The 23,359-nt window shown below is 56.0% G+C and carries 12 protein-coding genes; 9 read left to right on the plus strand and 3 right to left on the minus strand.

Annotated features, from left to right (window positions below; genetic code table 11):
- Positions 1-73: 73 nt before the first annotated feature.
- The 6 genes from H7U06_RS12430 (at position 74) to H7U06_RS12455 (ending at position 16,187) form a co-directional block, all read left to right on the plus strand.
- Positions 74-12,664 (plus strand): filamentous haemagglutinin family protein, encoded by a 12,591-nt coding sequence (locus tag H7U06_RS12430; RefSeq protein WP_175626465.1) that lies wholly within the window; start codon positions 74-76, stop codon positions 12,662-12,664.
- Positions 12,665-12,831: 167 nt separating this feature from the next.
- On the plus strand, positions 12,832-13,578 hold the full coding sequence (locus H7U06_RS12435) for a serine protease (RefSeq protein ID WP_175626466.1): 747 nt from the start codon (positions 12,832-12,834) through the stop codon (positions 13,576-13,578).
- Positions 13,579-13,635: 57 nt separating this feature from the next.
- Entirely contained in the window at positions 13,636-14,124 is a 489-nt protein-coding gene (locus H7U06_RS12440; protein WP_175626467.1) for a YbaB/EbfC family DNA-binding protein, read from the plus strand.
- The gene (locus H7U06_RS12445) at positions 14,124-15,461 is read left to right on the plus strand and encodes a trypsin-like peptidase domain-containing protein (RefSeq protein WP_175626468.1); all 1,338 of its coding nucleotides are present in this window, start codon (positions 14,124-14,126) and stop codon (positions 15,459-15,461) included. The genes H7U06_RS12440 and H7U06_RS12445 overlap by 1 nt, the downstream gene beginning before the upstream one ends.
- 182 nt (positions 15,462-15,643) lie before the next feature.
- Positions 15,644-15,877, plus strand: coding sequence for an STN domain-containing protein (locus H7U06_RS12450; RefSeq protein WP_175626469.1), 234 nt, complete (start codon positions 15,644-15,646; stop codon positions 15,875-15,877).
- 52 nt (positions 15,878-15,929) lie between these two features.
- Positions 15,930-16,187, plus strand: a complete 258-nt coding sequence (locus tag H7U06_RS12455; RefSeq protein WP_175626470.1) for a hypothetical protein — start codon at positions 15,930-15,932, stop codon at positions 16,185-16,187.
- 79 nt (positions 16,188-16,266) lie between these two features.
- Here the strand turns inward: H7U06_RS12455 and H7U06_RS12460 are convergent, their stop codons facing one another.
- Positions 16,267-17,283, minus strand: a complete 1,017-nt coding sequence (locus tag H7U06_RS12460; RefSeq protein ID WP_175626471.1) for a helix-turn-helix domain-containing protein — start codon at positions 17,281-17,283, stop codon at positions 16,267-16,269.
- A 226-nt stretch (positions 17,284-17,509) separates the two neighbouring features.
- On the minus strand, positions 17,510-19,747 hold the full coding sequence (locus H7U06_RS12465) for an autotransporter outer membrane beta-barrel domain-containing protein (protein WP_175626472.1): 2,238 nt from the start codon (positions 19,745-19,747) through the stop codon (positions 17,510-17,512).
- Between the two features lie 940 nt (positions 19,748-20,687).
- On the opposite strand from H7U06_RS12465, the gene H7U06_RS12470 reads away from it, so the two are divergent.
- From H7U06_RS12470 to H7U06_RS12480, 3 genes are all read left to right on the plus strand, one after another.
- Positions 20,688-21,152, plus strand: coding sequence for an AraC family transcriptional regulator (locus H7U06_RS12470; protein WP_254873237.1), 465 nt, complete (start codon positions 20,688-20,690; stop codon positions 21,150-21,152).
- Positions 21,153-21,292: 140 nt separating this feature from the next.
- Positions 21,293-21,688 (plus strand): hypothetical protein, encoded by a 396-nt coding sequence (locus tag H7U06_RS12475; RefSeq protein WP_175626473.1) that lies wholly within the window; start codon positions 21,293-21,295, stop codon positions 21,686-21,688.
- A 158-nt stretch (positions 21,689-21,846) separates the two neighbouring features.
- Positions 21,847-22,863 (plus strand): glycosyltransferase family 2 protein, encoded by a 1,017-nt coding sequence (locus tag H7U06_RS12480; RefSeq protein ID WP_175626474.1) that lies wholly within the window; start codon positions 21,847-21,849, stop codon positions 22,861-22,863.
- Between the two features lie 101 nt (positions 22,864-22,964).
- On the opposite strand, the gene H7U06_RS12485 is transcribed toward H7U06_RS12480, so the two are convergent.
- Positions 22,965-23,318, minus strand: a complete 354-nt coding sequence (locus tag H7U06_RS12485; protein ID WP_175626475.1) for a DUF4148 domain-containing protein — start codon at positions 23,316-23,318, stop codon at positions 22,965-22,967.
- Positions 23,319-23,359: the final 41 nt, after the last annotated feature.

Below are 23,359 nucleotides of genomic sequence, written 5' to 3' on the forward strand. Positions count from 1 at the left end.
AGGCAAAGGCGGTCAGGAAATTTTCCGCCGTATTTATTCCTTCCAACATGAATCACCACTGAAAGAGTCAGCCATGCCGTCCATCCGTCCTGCCAAGATGAACCCAGCATTTTTCAACCGTACGCAAACTGCAGATGCAGGCTTGCGCCGGATGAAGCCATTAGCCCATGCCATCGCCCTGATGCTGGCAACCGGCAGCGTGATGGGGGATGCGACTGCGCAGCAGGCATTCAGTGCTGCATGGTATGCGCAAAAGGGTGCAGTGCAGGCGGCCGCAGTCACCACCGGCAAGCTGCCTAACGGTATGCCTGCGATGCCAGCCAGTTCCCCGGCGCTGCAGCAACAACAAGCCAATACACAACTGCAACGTTCGCTCGCGAACCTGAATTCCGCCGCGCGTGCAATCGCATTACAACAAGCGCGACTAGGTGCAGACCGACTGGCTGCCAGCGCAGGTGCCGGGAGTGTGCCGGATGGTCTGGGTGCCGGTGGCCTGGATGCAGGCAGTCTGGTCAACAGCTGGATCAATGCGCATGGCCCGACGCAAAGTACGTCGAATGGCAAGACCATTGTTGACATCAAACAAACCGCTGACAAGGCTATCCTGAACTGGGAAACCTTTAACATCGGCAAGAACACCATCCTGAACTTCGACCAGCAAGCGGACTGGTCAGTCCTCAACCGCATCAATAATTCAACCGCTCCTAGTGTGATCCAGGGCCAGATCAAGGCGCCGGGCACCGTGATGATCGTCAATGCCAATGGCATCATCTTCACCGGCAGCAGCCAGGTCAACACACGTAACCTGGTCGTCGCGGCAGCACACATCCTCGACTCGCAGTTCAATACCGGTATCTACAGCCCTAACCTGAACACTGCCAGCTTCACTGGTGCGAATGGCAATGTGCTGATCGAATCCGGTGCGCAGATCGCCACGCATGAACCGACATCGGTCACCTCTGGCGGCGGCTATGTGCTGGTCATGGGCAAGGAAGTACACAACGCGGGTGAAATCACGACCCGCAAGGGCCAGACCACACTGGCAGCAGGTGACAGCTTCTTCATCCGTAAAGGCGTAGGCACAGAAGGCAATACCTATAGCACCACACGCGGTAATGAAGTTGCTGCCAAGATTGATGCAGGCAGCAATGCAGGTAAGGTCACCAACACCGGTCTCATCATCGCGCGCGAAGGCGATGTCACTTTGACTGGTCGTGATGTGCAGCAAAACGGTGTAGCCGTTGCGACGACGACAGTTAACACCCGTGGCACTATCCACTTGCTCAACTCAGCCAGTGACACACAAGGTAGCGTCACATTGGGTGAGGGCAGCACCACCGCCATCCTGATTGAAGACGATGGCAAGAGCACGGCACTGGATAGCCAGCGCGATGCTCTCATCAAGGAATCGGCGGCACAGGATTTGCTGAGCGTGACCACTGCTACTTATGACAATCTGTCGACACTCAACGACCGCCGCGATCAATCACGCATAGAAATCGTCTCCGGCGGCGATGTGCATTTCGCCGCTGATTCACTGACGCTGGCTACCGGCGGCCAGATCGCGGTCAGCGCCAAGAACCGTACTTTTGTTGCAGACAAGGCGCGCCTGGATGTCTCCGGTGCAGTCGGCGTCAACGTCGCGATGGAAAGCAACAACGTCAAGGTCAACATCCAGGGTAATGAGTTGCGCGACTCGCCGGACAACCGTGACAGCGGCAGCCTGTTCAATAGCGATATCTGGCTGGACCGTCGTGACCTCATCCTGGTACCGGCCGGTACCGGTGGTTATGCCAGCGATCGCTGGTATGCCGCAGGTGGTTTGCTCGAAGTCAGCGGCTACCTCAGCAACCAGGGTCACAGCATAGGCGAATGGGCAGCACAAGGTGGCACGGTCACGCTCGGTGGCAGTGAAGTCATTACGCAACAAGGCTCGGCCATCAACCTCTCCGGTGGCAGCTACAACGTACAAACCGGCATGGTCAATCAGACCTGGCTCAAGGGCAGTGACGGCAAGTTGTATCGCATAGGCGAAGCGCCAGCCGGTGTCACCTACACCGGTGTCTATAAAGGCTATGAAGATACCAGCGAGCGCTGGGGTGCCAAAGCCACCAAGTATTACTACAACCCGCTGATCGCAGCCCGCCAGCGTATCGAGAATGGCTACACCGTAGGTCGTGATGCCGGTAACCTCGTCATCAATGCACCGACCGCAGTGCTGGAAGGTGAAATTGTCGCCAAGGTTTATCAGGGTGAGCAGCAGACACGCGGCCGTGATGCGATCAGCGATGGTTATAAACAAGCGCAAACAGCGGTTGCCAAAGGTGCGACCATCTCACTGGGGCAGTACACCGCTCCTGGTCGTACCGGCCTGTACGACAGTGACGTCAAGCTGGGTGACGTCAACGAAGTCACCATCGGCATGGCCGCACGTGATGCACTGGATCCGACACGTATCAACACGGTCTGGCTGGATAGCCAGACCATCAATGATCAGCATCTGGCTGGCCTGGACCTCGGCACGCGCGGCAACATCGTGATCGACAAAGGCATCACCCTGAACGATGGCGGCAAGCTGAACCTGATAGGCGCAAATATAGATATCGCTGCGAATGTGACAGTGCGCGGCGGCACTATCAATGCCTCGAATATGTTTCTGTCGTCGCTGCCAGGTTCGCAAGCGGGCGGATTGTCCAATAACGGTTCGGCCATCACGCTGCATACCGGCGCAACGCTGGATGTCAGTGGCCGCTGGGTGAATACGCTGCTGGCTCCGACCGAGCGTAGTGGTCTGGCTTACCTGAATGGTGGCTCGGTCAAACTGGAAAGTACGCGTGACGTCAAGATTGAACAGGGTAGTCTGATCGATGCATCGTCCGGTGCCGCGATACAGGACAAAGGCAAACTAAGCGGCGGCAAGGGTGGCAGCGTCAGCCTGCTGGCGGATGTAAGTGGCACGCAGAGCAATGACAATGGCGTCCTGACGCTGGATGGCGAAGTACGCGGCTATGGTGTTGCTGGTGGCGGCACGCTCAAACTGGAAACCGGTAATGCAGTCGTGATCGGTGCTGCCAGCCCGACCGCAGGTGCATTGAACCTGGATGCGTCACGCTTGCAAACAGGCTTTGGCAAATACGATATCAATGGTCATGCCGGTTTGCAGGTGGCGGATGGCGCGAAGCTGGATGTATTGATGCCGGTGTATCGCGTGACAGCGAATGGTGCAGGCAGCATCGATGGTCGCGATGCATTTGAAGTCTGGACGCCTGAGCAGTATCGGGATGATCCGGCCAAGCGCCAAATGGTACAGCGTGCTGGCGCAGACCTGGTCTTGCGTTCACAGCGCATGTTGCAAGAAGGTGGCGACGTCGTCATCGGTCATGGCGCAGTGGTCTCGGTTGATCCGGGACGTTCCATCAGTTTGCAGGGTGGCGGCAAGAGCAGCATCGTAGTCGACGGCACGCTGAATGCGTGGGGTGGCAATATCGCCATCGGTATCGATGCACCACTGACCTCGTCACCACAGAACACTTCGCAGCAAGCGCACAATCGCTCGATCTGGATAGGTGAAACCGGTGTGCTCGACGTCGCGGCACGTGCTGCCACAGGTGTCACCAACGATGGCCGTCGCTATGGCTCGGTCATGAACGGCGGCAGCATCACGCTGGGTGGCAGCATGGATTGGGAAAGCAAGGGTGTGACCACTGCACCTGATGTCGCCATCATTATTCGTCCGGGTGCCTTGCTCGATGCATCGGGTAGCAGTGCCAAGCTCGATATCGCTGGTACCAACGGCAGAACAACTGAAGTCAATGTCGCCAGCAATGGCGGCGATATCGTCCTTAAATCTGCGCACAGTATTTATATAGACGGCACTTTGCGTGCGCATGCCGGTGGTGCCAACGCAGCTGGCGGTACGCTGGCGGTCGCGCTGGATGCGCCTATATTTGCCAACAACTATCAACCGGTAGATGCAGTGCGCGCACAACGCGAACTGATCCTGTCGCAGCTGTATCAGGACAGTGGTTTGTCGGCAGGTTTGCAGGCCGGGCAGGCAGATCCTGCGCTGGGCTATGGCAAGGCACGCTTGAGTGTCGAGCAAGTGAACAACGGCGGCTTCGGTAACCTGTCGCTGTTCGTTGAAGGCTTGCTCAGCTTCGACGGCAGTGTAAACCTGAACATGGCGCAAAGCATGCGCTTGTACGCCGGTAGTTTCGGTCTGGCGGATACGTCAGCGAACGATGCCAGTATCAAACTGGCTTCGGCTTATGTGCGACTGGCAGGTACCACCAAGACACCGGGTGATTTCAATGTCATCTACGGCGTGACACGTCGTAACAGCGCTGGCACGACGGGTAGCGATGCCAGCTTCGCGGTAGAGGCGGATCTGGTCGAGATACGTGATCGTGTCGGCTTCGGCGCGCATGGCACCATCGCGCAACAGAACGGTACACAGGTTACGGTAGATCGTCGTGCCTTCGATGAAGTCGACATCCTCAGCCGTGGTGATTTGCGTTTGCTGGGCGGTACCACAGGTCGCGGGCTGAACGGCGACGTATCAACGGAACTGGCGTCGATGGGAAATATCACCCTGACCGCCGCGCAGATTTATCCTGCGACTGGCGTCAGCGCGCAAATCGTTGCAGGTTTCGATGACAGGCCGTGGCCGAACGGAAAGTACTACGCAGGCAGCACGTTGGAAATCAAACGTTATGGCGATGCCCTGGTCGCAGCACCACTGTCGGTATTTGGTACGCTGGCACTGGGTGCCGACATCGTGCGCCAGGGTGGTGTAGTGCGTGCGCCTATGGGTAATCTGATCCTCGGTCAGGACAGTCGCGCCACCAATACCGCACACGCCAGCGTGGTCGAATTGCTGGCGGGCAGTCTGACTTCGGTCAGCGGTGCGGGGGTTGTCATGCCGTATGGCGGCACCATAGATGGCATTGCGTACGACTATGCAGGCAAACCGATTACGCCGCGTGCATTGGGTAGCAGCGGTATCAAGCTGACCGGCAACAGCGTGATCGGAGAAAGCGGCAGTGTGCTGGATCTGTCGGGTGGCGGTGAACTGACCGGCGCCGGTTTCGTCACGGGGCGCGGTGGTTCGGTCGACATCATACGTACACCACTGGTGAATGCGAACCCGGCGTTTAACTTCAGCAAGGCAGGCAATGGCGTGTACGCCATCGTGCCGAGTTTTGCCGGTGCTTATGCACCAGTCGCACCAGACGCCGGATATGGCGATCCTATGGTGGGGCGTCAGGTCACATTTGAACATGACGTCGCGGGCTTGAAAGCGGGTACCTATACCCTGATGCCTTCTACCTATGCCTTGTTGCCAGGTGCTTTCCGCATCGAGCTGGGTGCAGCATCGCTGCCTACCAGTGTGGCCGCAGCCGGTAATGGTTCGTATGTCAGCGCCGCCTATCTCGGCGTCGCAAATACCAGCATCATGGCCAGCTTGCCGAACCAGGTCATCGTGACGCCGGGGAGCGCAGTACGCAAACATTCTTCTTTTAACGAAACCAGTTATGACGCATTTGTGCTGCTTGATGCGGCCAAGCGCGGCAGCATGCGCGGTGCGATTGCAGCGGATGCAGCTACCCTGACGCTGGACTATAAATACTCGACGCCAAATGCCGGTATGCCGATGTTGCAGTTCGAAGGTACTGCGCTCTTTAATCCGGTTGCTGCTTCGAATGGTTTTGGCGGGACGCTGGCGGTGAGCGCTTTTGGCATCGAGGTCCTGGCGGATAATAGCGGGCCTACGGCTGGTTTCAGTGGCGCGTCATTGTTGGCAAGCGACCTCAATGCATTTGGTGCTGCACGCATGATAGTGGGTGGCACGCTGGGCATGAGCTATGGCGATAACTTCGCCACCTTCGCAGGCGAAGCTAGCAATCTGATCGTGCGCAGTGGTGCGCAGTTGAGGGCCGCTGAGGTCTTTCTGGTGCAAAATTCGCCATCGACCGGGATAACAGTGGAGCAGGGCGCATCGATAAATACGATAGGACAGGGCAAGGCTGCCTACGATTCGTCGGACGGTGTCGTGTTCTCTACCAACGGCAATTCCGTGCTGGGCGTCTCCAACGGCTGGATCAACCTGCTGTCTGCCCAGGGCGGTGCTGGCAATGGCGGCACCATCAGTATCGGTAAATGCAATGCAGCGCCATGCAGTGGCGAAACTACTCTGTATGGTGAAGGCACACTGGCGATTGCCACCGATAAATCGTTCACGCTGGAAGACAACGCGCGCTATGGTGCGAAGAATCTTTTGCTCGCCTTGTCTGCATTGAACCTCGGTAGCGATGATGCATTGGCACAAGCTGAGCAGAACGGCACCTTGCCGGCTGGCCTGTCGATGAATCAGGGTGTGCTGGATCGCCTGCTGGCAGGGAACGCCGGTGTCGGTGTGCCAGCAGTTGAATCGGTAATTTTCAACGCCCGTGAATCGATCAACATCTATGGCTCGGTTGCGCTCGATACTTTTAATCCGACTACCGGTAAATCCTCGATAGAACGACTGGTATTTGGTACGCCTGCCATCTACGGTTATGGTACGGCGGGTGACAAGGCCAGCATTACGACCGGTGAATTCATCTGGACCGGTGCTGCTATCACGCCGACCAAAACTACCGGCGAGTACCTGCCGAACACACCGGGTGCGGCAATCGGTAGCTTGCTGGGTGACAGCACGCTGGATATCAATGCGCAGCGCATCCTGTTTGGTTACGGTCCGAACACGCAGCCGAATGCAGGCTTGTCAGCAGACCGCCTGGCGCTGGGCTTCGGTGCCATTAACCTGAATGCGAGCGAACGTGTGACCTCGAACGGCAAAGGCACGCTGGGTGTCTACCATCGCCAGGGTGACTACATTGCAGGCAAAGGCTATCAATACACCGGCGGCGATCTGAACATCAATGCGCCATTGTTGACTGGCGCTGCGGCTTCGGTGAACAGCATTACCGTCGGCGGCGCATTGAAGGTGCTGGCACCGAGCGGCAGTACTGCAGGCAGCAGCGATGCTTTGGGCGCTGAATTGAAATTGTCCGGTAACACCGTACATGTCGATACCGCAGTAGTCCTGCCATCCGGCAAGCTGACCTTGTCGGCGACCGAAGACCTGACGTTGGGCGAGCACGCACAGATCGATCTGTCCGGCCGTGCAGTGAAATTCTTTGAACAGACGCGCTATAGCTGGGGCGGTGATTTGTCGCTGCTCAGCAGCGTCGGTGATATCACACAAAGCGCAGGCTCCATTATTAATCTGTCCGCTCAGCGCAATCGCGGTGGTACATTGAAAGCAGTTGCTCTCGGTGATAGCGCAGGTCATATTGACCTGGCTGGCACCATACTTGGCAGCAGCAGCGGCTGGTACGACGCAGGCGGCACACTGGTGCCGTACGATGCAGCTGAGATCACCCTGCGTGCACAAAGCTTGTCCGACTTCGCGGCGCTCAATGCGCGCCTGAACGATGGTGGCGTATTCGGTGCGCGTCGCTTCCAGATCAAGCAGGGTGATCTGACCATTAATGATGAGGTCAAGGCACGCCAAGTCGAAGTCGTGGTGGATGGCGGCAATCTGACGGTCGATGGTCGTATCGATGCCAGCGGTTTCCAGGTCGGCTCGATTTACCTGGCCGCCAAAGGCAACCTGACTGTCAATGGCACACTGGATGCACACGGTACCGGTCTGCGCGTGGATAGCAAGGGCCAGATCATCGATAGCCCGAACCGTGCGATCGTCGACCTGACAACCAAGGAAGGCATGCTGACCCTGGGCAGCAATGCACATATCGATTTGCGTGCCGGTACCAATGTGACACAAGGCAATGATGGTGTCGCACGTGGCACCGTCAACCTGAGCGCGCCACGTCTCGGTGGTGTCGACGGTACAGGGAATGGTGCGAATGACGTGGCCGTTACTGTCAACGGCACACCTGTGATCGCCGGTGCCAAAACGGTAGCCGTCTATGGCTTCCGCTCCTACGACGATGCGCCTGAGATTGCGGTGCCGGATGTGAACGGCAACAAGCCACAGGAAATCACGCAGGAATATTTTGACGGTATCAAGGATGGCAATGGCGTCATCGTGCGTGGCGGTATCGATCCACACAATACTCAATTCATCGATGCGGCGTTGGCCAACACGGCACTGGGTAATCGCCTGGCTGGCCTGGGCAACTACCATCTGCGTCCGGGGGTGGAAATCGTCGGCAAGGTTAGTACCGACAATCCGAATGGTGATGTGATTATCTCGCGTGACCTGGACCTGTCCGGCTATCGCTATGGCCCGAATGCTAATCGTGCTGATCCTGCGTTACGCGGTTTTGGTGAACCGGGCATGCTGGTGATACGCGCTGCTGGCGACATTAATATTTACGGCAGCATCAACGATGGTTTTGCACCACCACCGACTACACCGGATGACAAGGGCTGGTACCTGACCGAGGCGCGTTGGGCCGGTAACGGTGTCACACCTTTCGGTAGCGACATCGTGATTCCTATCGATGGTGTGGTGCTGGAAGCGGGCACACAGTTCCCGCAAGGCGCGACCCTGAATTACGACCTGCATGCAGCAGGCCTGAATTTGCCTGGCGGGACTGTACTGCCGGTTGATGTGGAGCTGACTTCCAGCCACACGCTGCGTGCAGGCACCGTGCTGGCAGCAAATGTATACAACGCCAACGGCAGCATCGCGTGGGCGGCGGGCACCGTGATGGCGAGCGACGTGACCCTGAGCAGCGGCATGAAGCTGGGCGCCGGTACTGCCTTGCGCAGCAGCGCAGACGTGGCCGCTTTGGTATGGCCTAAGGGTTACAAGCTGCCGGTCGCGATGTCGGCCAGCATCGCCATCAAGCTGGCGCGTGGTGCATTGATACCGGCGATGACCAGGGTCGAACTGCTGGATGACAAACCGATCAACCTGCGGCCGGAAGTGAACGGCGTACAAGGCGCTAACTGGGCGCTGGCACCGATGTTGGGCAAGGGTGCAAGCAGCTGGAGTTTGCAGTTGACAGCAGGTGCGGATATGGCATCGGCTGACCGACGTGCAGTTGATCCGGCTGCCAAGGGTTCCATTATTTTGGCTGATACCCATGCGATGACGCGGGTCGAAGTGAAGCCGGGTGGTACTGGCTTTGTCTGGACTGATCAGGATCCATGGGGCATGGGTTATGTGCCTGGCACACCTGTTGGCGTTGACGATACGTGGATCTGCGATGTATTGCCGGAGATGTGCGGCATAGACCCGGCGCGCAAGTCATACACCTGGGGGCCTGATGCGGTTCCGTCCGGCTTTGAAGAAGGTACACCAGTAGATCCTTTTTATGTCGAACTGGGTATCTGTGATAGTCCGGGTATGTGTGTAGTGACCATTAATCCGGTGCGTGACATCACGGCTTACAGCTTGCTTTCACCTATGTTTAGCGTGCTGCGTACCGGTACCGGTGACATCGGAATGGCGGCAGCCGGTGATTTTCGCATGCAATCGGCATATGGCGTCTACACCGCCGGTACACCTTCGGCCACCATCCTCGACAGCAATGGAGTGGATATATTCAACCAGCCGCGCGGCCTGCATACCAACAATACTTTGCTGGGTGCACAAAGCAATGATTACAGCGCAGCGCTGGCAGCGTACCAGGCGTGGTATCCGGAGCAGGGCGGTAACCTGAGCATTTCCGCCGGCAGGAATATTACCGGCGATGTATGGGGTGCCTTCGTCTGGCCTGAACGGGTCAATATCCCGAGTGCCGGCGTCGGCAACTGGTTGTGGCGTCAGGGTACTGGCAGCGCTGCTGCTGGCAGTGATGCGGTACCGACTGCCTGGTGGATCAATTTTGGTGCTTATGCAGTACCGATGGCAAATGTATGGAACACCGAATATCACGAACCTTACCTGGTTGGTTTCACCGGACTGGGTACCCTGGGTGGCGGTAACCTGAATATTGAAGCGGGTGGTGATGCCGGTGTAACAGCGCGTCGCGGCACTGTTAACTCCATGCAGAATTATCCGCGCAGCCAGGCCCTGGTTGCGGCGGTAGGTAGCACTGGTCGCGTTGATGCTGATGGCAAGCTGATTTTGACTGGTGGCGGTGACCTCAATATACGATTGGGCGGTGTCCTCAATCCGGACTTTGATACGACACAGGTGGGCAGCGGCGGTGCCAATGCGCAGAACCATGACCTCAACGGTGCGTTGATCAACTTGCGTGGTAAGACTTCGGTAGCTGCTACTGCCATCGGCGACATCAAGCCACGTTACCGTCAGTTGCAAACGCAGTTTCGCGGTTTCGATGGCGATGCAACTGACGTCCGCACCATAGATCCGTTCACAGCTACGGTTGCCAGCAGCAGCGGCGGCATCACACTGGTGCCGGGTGACACGGCAATTTATCTGGATACGCTGGGTGACCTGGTACTGGCAACGGTCGCTGATCCGGGCCGTACGTATATAGCCAATAGCTCGCCATATACAGCGAATGGCACCAACTACCTGGGTGGTGGCCAAAGCTGGTTCTCGTTGTGGGACAAGCATACGGCGATCAATCTGTTTGCTGCCGGTGGCAACCTTACGCCGGGCACCGACATAGTGAATCGCGGCTCCAGCATGGGTAATACCAGCATAGGCGATCTCGTGATTACCTATCCGTCCATCCTGCGTGCGACTGCGGCCAACGGCAACCTGTATTACGGTTTCTCTGCGGCACCAGGTTCTTCCGGTACCGACACCAATAAGTACTTGGTGCTTGCGCCTTCGGCCAGCGGTGCGCTGGAATTCCTCGCCGGTAATTCCATCTATGGCGGTGGCTATCCGATCGCCATGTCGGGCTCCGATACAGCTTTGCCGACACCGTTCAATCCGGCATTCGTTGGTTTCAACCAGCAAGGACGCATCGTGATTTCCAACCTGAGTATGGATGGCACGATGACCAGTAATGATCAGTTCAGCGGTGCAGCCATAGATGGCAAGCAGCATTACTTCCCCTTGTTCGCATTCGGTCCGGACACACTGGGAGCGAGCGCGCTGCATGCCGGTGATACTTCTGCTGCATTGTTCTATGGCGTGAATGGTGACGTGATCGGCGTCAACAGTGGCGTGAGACAGCCGATGACAGGGCTGGGTCGCACCATCCCGACCTGGTATCGCGGCGCGACTGCCGCCCGTATCTTGGCCGGACGTGATGTGATTAGTACAAACAGTCTGTTCGTGCATAACAACGACAACGATATTTCACTGGTACAGGCCGGACGCGATATCTTGTACGCAAACGTCCAGGTAGCCGGTCCTGGTACGTTGGAAATCAGCGCCGGACGCAACCTGACGCAGGATGCAAGGGCCAGTGTCGTCAGCCTCGGCGGTCTGGTGCAAGGTGATACACGTCCGGGTGCGGATATCGCGATGATGGCCGGTGGCGGTATCAACGGGCCGGATTTCAGCGCAATCAGCAAGCTCTATCTGGATCCGGCCAACCTGGCCGATCCGGGTGTATCGCTGGCCAGCCAGCCTGGCAAGGTAGTGAAGACTTACGAGGGTGAGCTGGCGACCTGGCTGAAGGAGCGTTTCGGCTTTAGCGGTACCACAGCAGATGCGCTGGCTTACTTCAATGCGCTGGCACCTGAACAGCAACGCGTTTTCCTGCGTAATGTGTACTACGCAGAATTGCGTGAAGGTGGCCGTGAGTACAACAATCCGGACAGCCGTCGCTATAACTCCTTCCTGCGTAGCCGCGACATGATTGCGACGCTGTTCCCGGATCGCGACGCGCACGGCGACACCATAGTGCGTGCTGGTGACATCACCATGTTTGGCAATGCAGGTGTCCATACCAACTTCGGCGGCAACATCCAGATGATGGCACCGGGCGGCCAGATCGTGATTGGCGTGCAAGGTGAAGTACCGGCATCCACCGCGGGTGTGGTGACGCAAGGCAGGGGGGACATCCAGTTGTTCAGCGAACAAAGCCTGTTGCTTGGTTTGTCACGCGTCATGACGACCTTCGGTGGCGATATCTTCGCCTGGTCGGAACAAGGCGATATCAATGCCGGGCGTGGCTCCAAGACAACCGTCCTGTACACACCGCCGAAACGTGTTTATGACCAGTGGGGCAATGTGACCTTGTCGCCGCAGGTACCTAGCTCGGGTGCCGGTATCGCTACCCTGAGTCCGGTACCGGAGGCCTCAGCCGGTAACGTCGACCTGATCGCCCCGCTGGGGACCATCGATGCAGGTGAGGCGGGGATCCGTGTTTCGGGCAATGTGAACATCTTTGCATTGCAAGTGGTGAATGCGGCCAACATCAAGGTCGCCGGTGAAGCCAAAGGCATCCCGATGATCGCAGCTGTCAACGTCGGTGCACTGAGCAATGCCAGCGCGGCGGCCAGTTCGGCAGCAGCGGCGGCGCAGGATGTGATGCAGCGTGATCGCAATGAAGCACGCAAGAACCTGCCATCCATCTTTACGGTACGGGTACTGGGCTTTGGCAACGATGGCGCACCAGATGATGGCGGCGCAGGCCAGCATGCTCCGGCTTCAGGTGTACAACGCGGTGCCGCTTACGACCAGGGTAGTGCGTTCCAGGTACTGGGTCAGGGCAATCTCGATCCGGCACAACTGGCACGTTTGACGGAGGCGGAACAGCGTCGCTTGAAAAAATAAGGCAACTTTTTTATGACATTTTCGTGACAAATGTCATTTGTAGTGCGCGATTTCCGTCTTGCTTATGGTGAGCCCTGTTTGATGCCCTGTGCATAGGGCAGGGCATCAGGGAAAGAAGGATATGAGTAAGTGTTGAAGCGCAAGTTTGCTGCAGGCCGGGGCCACCCATGATGCGTCGCATCCGGGTGGCGTTGGCGTTTGTGCCATTGATATATGTACCGGTGCTGGCGCAGGCGGCACCGGATATGTCGTCCGGCAAGAGTCTGGATACCCACGCCAGCGGTGTATTCCTGAATGCGGCTGGCGACGTGTTGACGGCGCGTCATGCCGTGGCGACCTGCAGCACCATCTACGCAGTCAAGGATGGACGCGTGGTGGAAGCGAAGCTGGCGCTGGCGAACCAGGAACTGGATCTGGCGGTATTGCGCACAACGCTGAAGCCTTACTTGAGCGCCACGCTGGCACAGACAGAAGCGCACAGCGGCAGCAGCGTCGGCGTATTTTTGGAAGCGTATAGCGTGCTGCAGCGCCTGCCCGGACGCGCGACGCTGGTCAGCAATGCGATCACAGTACCGGGTAACGACGGCATGCAATTGTTATCGGGTGTAAAGCCCGGAGCCAGCGGTAGTGCGGTGATCGGTGGTGCCGGATTGGTATTGGGTGTAGTGGTGTCGCGGGTAGCCGCTGGTTCGTCGACGCAGGGTGTGGTGTCGAGCACCATGCTGAGTCGGGCCGCGGCAGCGGGTGTGCCGACCGGATCCAGTCTGGTACGCACGGTAGGGATCACGCAGATCAAGCAATTCCTGCGGGATGGCGGCATACCGTTTGTGGAAAGCGATGCTGCACAGCTGGGTGCGACGCAGTCACCGGCAGCACGCGCAGCAACTTTGTCGGTAGGGATTATTTGTGGCTGAGCACGATGCTGTGCGCGGCCCGTATTGAAACCAGTATTGAATATGAACGGAAAGACTATGCAAGAAGCAAGCTCGGCAGCAGTAAGCGACCAACCTGGCATGGCTAAACGTGCCTTGCATCGTGTCCTCAAAATGATGGGCGTAGTCGGCGTCGGCCTGACCGTATCGTCAGCGCCCGTCATGGTGCAAACCGCAATGGCGCAATCGGTGCCGCAGCACTGGATCAGCTATGCGCAAATGGCTGCTAATCAACTGGAAGCGTGGCTCAGTGATCCGGCCAATGATGCGGTTGTACGCCTGCATGAATGGATGCAGCAGCGTCTGCTGCAGGAAGGACAGCCATTGCCACCACCACTGGTAGTCAAGGTTTGGGTGGCACCCGATGGAAAAATATCGCGTACAGAATTTGCCTCACTGGGACAGACGCAGGCCGATGCCGATCTGCGCTCACTGATGATGACGCAATCATTGTCTGAGCCACCACCGCGCGATATGCGCCAGCCTATGGTGTTGCAACTCAGCCTGAGCTTCGCGGCCAAGACCTGATGTCCAGACTCGCGCTCTGTCTGTTACTGGCATCCACCTTCATGCTCAGTGCATGTAGCGGGATGCAGAATGGCGCATTGTGGAGCGCACCGGACTTCTCATCACTGGCGCGTAAATATGGCCCGGCGGTGGTCAACATCGGGGTAGCGCGCGACCAGACACAACAACGTTTGCGTGCGCCGCAGAGCCAGAATGAAGAAGCCAGCCTCGGTTCCGGTTTCATCGTCAGCAGCGATGGTTACATCCTGACCAATGCGCATGTCGTTGCACGCGGTACGCAGATCAGCGTCAAATTGCCGGATCGTCGTGAGTTCAAGGCGCGCCTGATAGGTAGTGATGCAGTCGCTGATGTTGCCTTGCTGAAAATAGATGCGCAAGGCTTGCCGACAGTGCGCATAGGTAATCCGGATTATGTCGAAGTGGGAGACTGGGCGCTGGCGATAGGTTCACCATTCGGCTTCAGCAATTCAGCTACCGCCGGCATCATCAGCGCCACGCGTCGCATCCTGCCCGGCGCGGATTACATCCCTTTCCTGCAAACCGATGTCCCGGTCAATCCGGGTAACTCAGGTGGTCCGCTGTTTAATCAATACGGTGAAGTCATAGGCATCAACTCACGTATCTATAGCAATAGCGGTGGTTATCAGGGTTTGTCGTTCGCGATTCCCATCGATGCGGCGATGCGCATCAAGGAACAATTGCAGGATAAGGGCGCCGTCACGCGTGGTCGCATCGGCGTGAGCGTGCAGGAAGTCAGCCAGCCGCTGGCTGAATCCTTTCACCTGCCGCGACCTGCAGGCGCACTGGTCAGCTATGTGGAACGGGGCGCAGCAGCGGATCGTGCTGGTGTGAAGTCGGGTGACGTGATCCTGCAGGTCAAGGGCAGGGATGTGATCCAGTCCGCCGATGCCTTGATTTTTATTGCCGATTCGGCGCCGGGTGAAGCAGCCGTTTTAAAAGTATGGCGCGAGAAAAAAGCGCTGCTGTTGACAGTTGTGCCGGATCGCTTCGATGCGGTACCGGCGCCGAAGATAGAGCCGGAACTGGCGACACCGTTGGGCTTGGTGGTGCGTCCCTTATTCCCGCAAGAACAATTGGTGTTGCGGATAAATGGCGGTTTGTTGGTGCAGCGTATCAACGCCGCAGCCGTGCGTGCCGGTGTGAAAGTCGGGGATGTGATCATGGCGGTCAATGGTCGTACGGTCAGCACCATCCAGGGTCTGGCTGACGAAGTCGGGGTGGCTGACGGTGCTGCTGCATTGCTGATACAGCGCGGTGCGGCACGTTTGTTTATTCCGATTGAAACGCAAAAGCAGGCGACACGTGAGCCTGAATAAACAGCAACGAAGAGCGACAGGAATGGTGAGTGTATTACTTCCGTGTTGCAAAAAATACCGTCATGGAGCGGTCATATTTTCTTCATGGAATGGCTGCCGTAAGCAAAGGCGCAAAGGCCGCCATGAATATCTGCCTTCCTGATTTCCTCCAACACCCCGCATGAACAGGCATCCAATCTCATATGGCAAACATAGTCGCATATACCGGTGTGCGCCCATTGATGGGATGTATGGCTGCGCTGGCCTTGAGCCTGGTATACCACCAGGTGCGTGCCGGCACCAATCTGTCGGTGTTCTTTTCTTCCGAGCTGGCGGCGGGCAAGGTATCGAGTGCGGTGCAAGGCTTTTTCCTGCCGCGACAAGCCTTGCAAATGCTGCTGGAAGGTACCGGGCTGACGATACAATCGGTCGCATGATGATGCTTTTGTACTGATTCCTGTGGCGGGCAAAGCATCACCTTCGCATTCTGTGGTCACGTCCGCGTCGCGCTATTTTGACGGCCTGGTTCGCAATGAAGCGCGTAAAAACCTGCCATCGATCTTTACGGTACGGGTGCTTGGTTTTGGAAATGAAGACGGAGAAATGCCACGCCGTAACGATGAAGGTAACAAGAAGCCGACTGCTTACGATCCTAACGGTGCAGTGGAGGTACTGGGCCAGATGGATTTGAGCGAGAAGCAATTGCGCCAACTCACGGAGACAGAGAGACGGAACCTGCGACGCTGATTGGTGGGTCGCCAGGTCCAGGGAAGTGGAGGGTTTCGACCAGGACCTCCTCACATATCCTGGGCCTGGATGCTGGTATTTATCCTTGCATATCAACGCTGAAACCAAGCAAGTCAGCGCGGTATTTACCCGGCGATACGCCGACAAAGCGTTTGAAAAAACGGGACAGATGCGACTGGTCGGCATAGCCGCAGGCAAAGGCGATATCGACCAGTGATAATTTGCGGTCGTGCAGTAATTGCTTGGCGCGATTAACCCTGAGTATTTGCAGATACTGGTTAGGCGTGTACTTCATCGTATGTACAAAGCGCTCAAAGAAAACAGTCCTGCTCAAGCCAATGCTGGCCGCCAGGTCGGCGATTTGGAAAGTGCCGTGCAGATGGGCTTGCAGGTAATCGTTAACCCGTTTCATCTGTCCCTGCGACAGCGGCACCCTGCTATCCATGACCCGTGGTACATCGCGCAACTGCGTATGTTTCGTATAGAACTGGGCCACTATCGCCTGTGCAATATAGTCGCTGCGAAAACTGCTGTCATGTGATTCATTCAACATGTGGCGGCAACTGTGGAGCAGGGATTGCAAGCCTTTATCCGTTTCCTGCAAAGGCGAAAACATATCGACGTCATCCAGCCGTTTGCCAAAAATCTCATCCGCTACATTCACCAAAATCTCATTCTTGATGAATAGATAGAAGAAGGTGCCTGGCCGCTGCAATTCAACCGTGTAGCTCACGCCGGGGGCAATAATGCCGTGGCTATCGGCCGGCATTTCAGCCTGGTGTATCCGGCCTTCGGTTTCGATGGCCAGGGGCATATTTTCGAGCGGGACGGCAAAAAACAGCGAAGAATTGGCAGGGACGAAATCTTCCAAGGGTTGACTGCGCGTGAGCGCCGCCACCATATTGTTCCACCCGAGGCCATCGCTGCCCTGGATGAGTTCGCGTTTTTTTTCAAAGACTAATGTTGTTTCGTTGAGGATAAATTCAGAGTGTGCCGATGATAATGGCCTGAGATCGCGAGCTGTATCTTCCGTGATAACGGAAGTGGGAAGGGGGAGTGGCGTAGTATGGTTTTCGCTTGAAAATACTTGTTTCATGTTGCGCCTCGACGATCAAGAAATATTCTTGCTACAGACTTGTCGGCACATGGTCTTGCTTGCTGATTTATACAATCCAAAAATAGGAATAAATGGAGTTGTTGAAATTCATCTTATCAGGGTTTTTTCGCTTGTAAACACCGCTTGATATGCGTAGGCCAATTTTTTGTGCACAAAACAAATCCGGATATATGCGTGCCTGTCATACCGGCATGGCTAGCTATTGCTAGAACAGGATCCGGAGTCCGACGGTCGCACCCAGCGAGGTGCTGTCGCCAAAATTATTCAGGCTGGTGTTGACGCTGCCCTGGCCGTAGACCATGTATTTGCCATCTGCCCAGCTGTACGAAGCACCGAGGCCCAGGCCGCCCCACAAGCGTGTATTGCGATTGATGAAGCTGAGGTCAGATACATGGACCTGCATGCCATCCTTGAATTCGTTATAGAGGTTGACGATGGCGTAAGTATGTTGACGGTTCGCCTTGCCGCTGCCGTCGTGCCATATCTTTTCATTTTCCAGCGACAGGCCCAGGCGTGCGCGCAGGCTGCTGCCCTGGTCCAGCGATACGCGTGCGCCGAAGCCATCGGTGAAGTCATCAAATTTCACCGTGCTATAACTGAGTTGCGCCTGTGGTGTCAGCGTCCAGCCGGGTTCTATCTGAATACGTTGGCCGGCTTCGATCGACGCCGTATAGGCCCGGCCATCATTGCCTTTGGCCAGGCTGATGCCTGCGGTCGGGGAGCTGATGTCGCTATTGTAAAAATTGGCCTGTACTTGTCCGTCGGCATAGAAGCCATTATTGCCATACCAGGTCAGGCTGGCACCGACACCGTAGCCGGCGGTATTGATGCGGCCATTGCCGGCGGGCGAAGATACGGCGCTGCGGCCGTTCGCATATTGTGCCGAGAGGCCGGCGATCAATTTGCCACTTGCTGCTTCTTCATAGAGCAAGCCGTCTATGCCGCCCTGGATCCGGTAGATGTCCGTGTTGTAGCTGGCTTCGGAGGTCGAGCGCGCAGGATTGATGTTATCGCGCCGACCTTCGATATTGGTCCACATCCCGGTACCGGCCTTGTCGCTGCCATAGCGAGTCGCCGCAGCGCTTGCATCAGGCTCTGCCCACATGCGATTGCCGACGCGTTGCTGCAAGCTGGGCAGGCTGCTCAGCGCCAGCAAGGTTTGTGGATAGCTTTCATACGTTGGTACACCGGCCTGATAACGCGAGCGCAAGTACCAGCCGCCATCGGCTGGAATGCCGACACCGTTCTGTTGCAGGGTATATGCATATGGGCCGACCACCATCGCCGCCAGGTTGTCGATGCGGTAGTGGCCCTTGAGTTGGAATGTGCCATTGGAAGCGCCGGCGACATCGATGATCTTGATGCCGGTACCGGTAAGGGCACCAACCCCGCCGATATTATTGATGACGACCGTCGTTGTGCCGGTTGTATCACCTTGTATATTCAATTTATCGGTGGCGCTGTCGTCGCCACCCAGTGCCGTGTTGAGTACGATGCTGCCACCGTTGCCGCTGTAATTGCCGCTAACGGTCAAGACATTGTTCAAACCGCTGCTGGCGATATTGACGCGGCCACCATTATCCAGGCTCAGCAGCGTTTGCTGGAAGCCACGGGTGTCGAGGGTGCCACCGGCTGTTATCGTGTAATCCGAATTGGCACTGAAGCGATTCGCTGCGCCAGCCGCCAGCGTGCCGCCCGAGACCGTGGTGCGGCCAAAATAGTCATTCGCACCGGTCAGGATGGTCGTACCGGCTAACTGATGCACTTCGCCGATCATGGTGTTGTCGAGAGAGATGATGTCGGGAGAAAAGATGTAATCATCGTTGAGGTGATTGAAGACGATTTGGCCAGCGCCGAAGCCAAAGTAGATAAGCGGCGTGTCCAGTGTGCCGGCAGCTTCAGCGGCTGCGCCCGGTGCACCGCCGATCGCAAGTGTGCCGTTTGCATTGCCAAAACTCCCGATACTTACAACGGGTGTGCTGACGACGCCGCCATTGGCTATACGTAGTAAAGCTTCTCCATCGTAGCCGATAGAGATACCCCCGTCATTTTCCCAGCGTGAGCCTGTACCTGTGACATGTACCTTACCTGGCGCAGTAATGCTAAAACTTATGTAAGCGAGACTGCCGCGCAGAATACCGCCATCCTTTATATGTAATTCACCTTCGCCGGTAAAGCCGACGATGGTCATATTGCCGCTATTGAATTCGCCGCCGGCTCCTATCGTCACTCTGCTGGTGCTTGCCGGGCCACCTATCTGGAGATTGGCTGCGTTGACGATACCGTCCGCATTGACATTGAGTTCACCGCTGCCGACGGAACCGACAACCAGGGTATCTCCGACATTCCACGGCGATGCCAGCGTGCCCGGCACGTTGACGACTTCGTCATTCTCTATGTAGACCTGCGCCATGGCTGGCGCAGCGCCCAAAGACAGCAGCATGGCGAGGGCGCTTTGGCTTGACCAGACCAGGCAATGCCGACGTGGAGTGGTAATTGAACATTCGTACAAATTTGGCGAAAAGGCTTTCATGGCTAATCCAATTTCACAATGTTGATCCGACTGGGATGAGCCGGCTTGCAAGGCGACGCAAAACTTTTTGGGGAATGCGTGCCGCCAAAAACATTTATTGCCTCAATGCAATAAGAATGTTCCTGTCTTGTGAGGATTATCTGTAAATAGCTGTTTCCAATATTTAACTATCGTTCATATTTTGGATAATCGTCCTTAAATTTTGATTTTCGGAAAAATTGTCTTTGGAGTAAGGATGCGAATGCGCTGTCTATGTGCATGGCGCGTATTTGGCTGCATCTTCATGGGCAGTTTGCATGTCCGTGAACAGGTGTTTTTATTTTTTAATATCGTTCAGGGCGCTTCTCTTTTGAACCTTGGCCCTTGAGTTTGCTTCCTCCTGGGAGGATGGCTGATTGTCAAAGTAGTCCTCCAGCACTTCTGCCGGCGACGCTATCCGATGCACTTCCCGTTCATACAGATTTCCGGACGATCATTCTCGATCTGGATGATCGTCAAATATTTCCTGAACGCCATCTTGGACAATGGTCCACGCTAACGCTTAAGCCGAGGCATAGGGAGATGCAGAAACCACCAACATAAAACCACCCGCAGAGGTGGTCTTCATGACTTGGTGCGATGCATCAAATGGTATTTCTGTAATCAGGAATTCAGGAAGGATGCAATGAAATTCACCTTGTCCGGTGTACGTCCATCTTCGATGGTGCGGCCTAGTCATGCCCATCGTTTTCTTCATTCACAACACATAAAAATCAAGCTGCGCAATCTGCCTGAAGGTCGGGCATCGTCTTCTTGCGGATGGTGATTTGCTTCACGTCATTGAATGTACTTTTTGTATTCCGGCAAAAACATGATGGATGAAACAGAAAACGGCAATTTGAGTAGTGACTATATCGCCTGGACTATCGTGGCGAATGTGTTGGCGAAGCAGGCAAATATGGCAGGTCCGTCCGTTGCGTATAACGGCCAGGCACCGTTATCGGAAGCACAGATGAAGCGAGTGCATGATTATCTTTTTAATCGTTTGCATGGCGGCTTCCAGATCGCCGAGCTCGCCGCCACCCTAGGCATGAGCAGGACCAGTTTCTTCAAACGCTTCGGACGAACGGCCAGGGTCACGCCGAATCAATATCTGCAAATATTACGGGTCGAAAAAGCGAAAATCCTCTTGCGGAACGAGAATCTCACTCTGATAGAAATTGCGTTTGCCTGCGGCTATGCCGACCAGTCGCACCTGGCGCGCTTTTTCAAACGTTATGTGCGGATGTCGCCGGGACGGTACAGGAGCAAGATGCGCGAAGAAGATGTCGCTTAGTTAATGAGATATGCCCATCGCTATGGGTGTGCACGACGATGGTGTGGAGCATCCGATATGCGGCCTGCAGCATACCGGTGCCGCGGAATTTGGATAGAATAGGGCCTTCGTAGTGGTACACACCCTGGTAAAGCAAAATCGTGGATATCCCCGTCAAGAAATACTTCGCCTTCGCCGTCTTGGTCATGTTTGCATTCGTGACCAACGTTGGCTTATGGAGCGATGATCATTTCAACTGGCTGACCCACGAACTCGAACACAGCGTCAATGTAGTGCCTGATACTGCCACTGCCGATTTTGTATTGCTGCACCAGACCGAGTTGGCGGATGGCACTGACGCAAGCAATTCCATCGCGGTCGAACATGAATTGCTGCATGCGGCGAGTCACCTGCAGCTTTTCCTCGGTATCAGTACGCAGCTCGCCTTCCTGCCGGCAGAGAAATCAGCGGGCTCCTGTTTTCATCTGGTCCTGTCTCCTTGTACAACTGCTGACGCGCCTTTCCGTCCTCCCCGTTTTTCCCCTGTCCTGAGCTAGTAATCCGTCCGTCGTTGCGGACGCGTGTTATCTGGCCTCAATCTCAAAACAATGCAGTGCATCCTGGCCGGGCTTCATCCGGTCGTATTGGAGGACGCTGCGTGCGCAGCATTTGCAGCACGGCACACGTATAGCCGAAAAAATATAAAGAGATTCAGATGGAAAATTTGCATCCTATTCACGGGGTTGATGGGAGTGGCTTGTCGTCGTACAAACTGACAGTGGTGGTGCCGCTTTTTAATGAAGAAAGCGTATTGCCCTTGTTTCATGCACGACTGGAAAGTGTGCTGAAACATATCCGGCATGACTGGGAAATCATTTATGTAGACGACGGCAGCACCGATCAATCACCCATCATCCTGCAGCAGATAAAGGCCGCCAGTGCGCGCGTTGGCGTGGCCCGTTTTACGCGGAATTTCGGCAAGGAAGAAGCGATGAGTGCAGGCCTGAGCCTGGCAAGCGGCGACGCCGTCATCATCATAGATGCAGACTTGCAGGATCCGCCCGAGCTGATACCGGCGATGCTGGATGCCTGGCAGGCCGGTGCCGACATCGTCAATATGCGCCGGTTGCAGCGCAGCGGTGAGTCGTGGTTCAAGAAGGCGACCGCACATGCTTTTTATCGCGTCATCAACCGCCTGAGTGAAGTACCAGTGCCGGAAGATGTCGGCGATTTCCGTTTGCTCAGTCGGCGCGCGGTTGACGCGCTGAATTTGCTCGAAGAAAGAAACCGCTTCATGAAGGGTTTGTTCGCGTGGATAGGCTATCGGAATGTGACGCTGGACTATAACCGCGATGCGCGAGTGGCGGGCAAGAGTAAATGGCAGTACTGGCGCCTCTGGAATTTTGCGCTGGAGGGTATTACCGGTTTTTCCATTGCACCGTTGAAGATTGCCACTTATCTCGGTTCGGCTTGTGCCGGGATTACTTTTATTTACGCTGCTTACTTCTTCCTTAAAACCGTGCTGATCGGTGAATCGGTAAAGGGGTTTCCCACTCTTATCGTGACCGTGATGATACTCGGCGGCCTGCAGTTAATGGCGATAGGGATTATCGGTGAGTACCTGGGACGTTTGTTTGTTGAAAGCAAACGGCGGCCGCTTTACTTGCTGGAAGAGTATGACGCGCCGCAGGCAACCGAAGACTTGCATGCGTACCGGGAACAGCGGAAGTGATGCGTGCGTGGGCAGGACAGCGCTGCCGGCGGGAAAATAAGATGCGGGCAGATTCAATTCAGAATCTGCCCGTGCTGTGCAATGTGCCGGCTGGCGCCAACTTAGCCCCGGTACAACTCTCTGTCGATACGCTTGCTTTCGCCGCTGCGTTTGCTTTGTTCCAGCTCTTGTTTGATTTGCTCGCGTGTCTTGGTGCTTTTTTCTTGCGGCAGGATCGGATAGTCACTATCACTAGCCGACATCAATCCTTTTTCATACGCTTCTTTCAGTTCCCGTTTTACTTCGGCACGCGTTTTAGCCGGGCCATAGGACTGGAGTACCGGATAGTTGGATTCCTCTGCCTGTGCGATTTGCACGCTGCTTGCATGACTGGCATTTGCAGCAGGGATAAAGGCGATGCCGGCAACGATAGACAGTGCAGTCGCTGCGATGAGTTTTGTATTGAGGTGTTTCATTTTATTTCTCCAGATAAAAGGTTGTGGTCATGAATCTCTGC

Origin of the sequence: Herminiimonas sp. Marseille-P9896 (assembly GCF_903993245.1) — a bacterium.
GTDB classification, from domain to species: domain Bacteria; phylum Pseudomonadota; class Gammaproteobacteria; order Burkholderiales; family Burkholderiaceae_D; genus Oxalicibacterium; species Oxalicibacterium contaminans.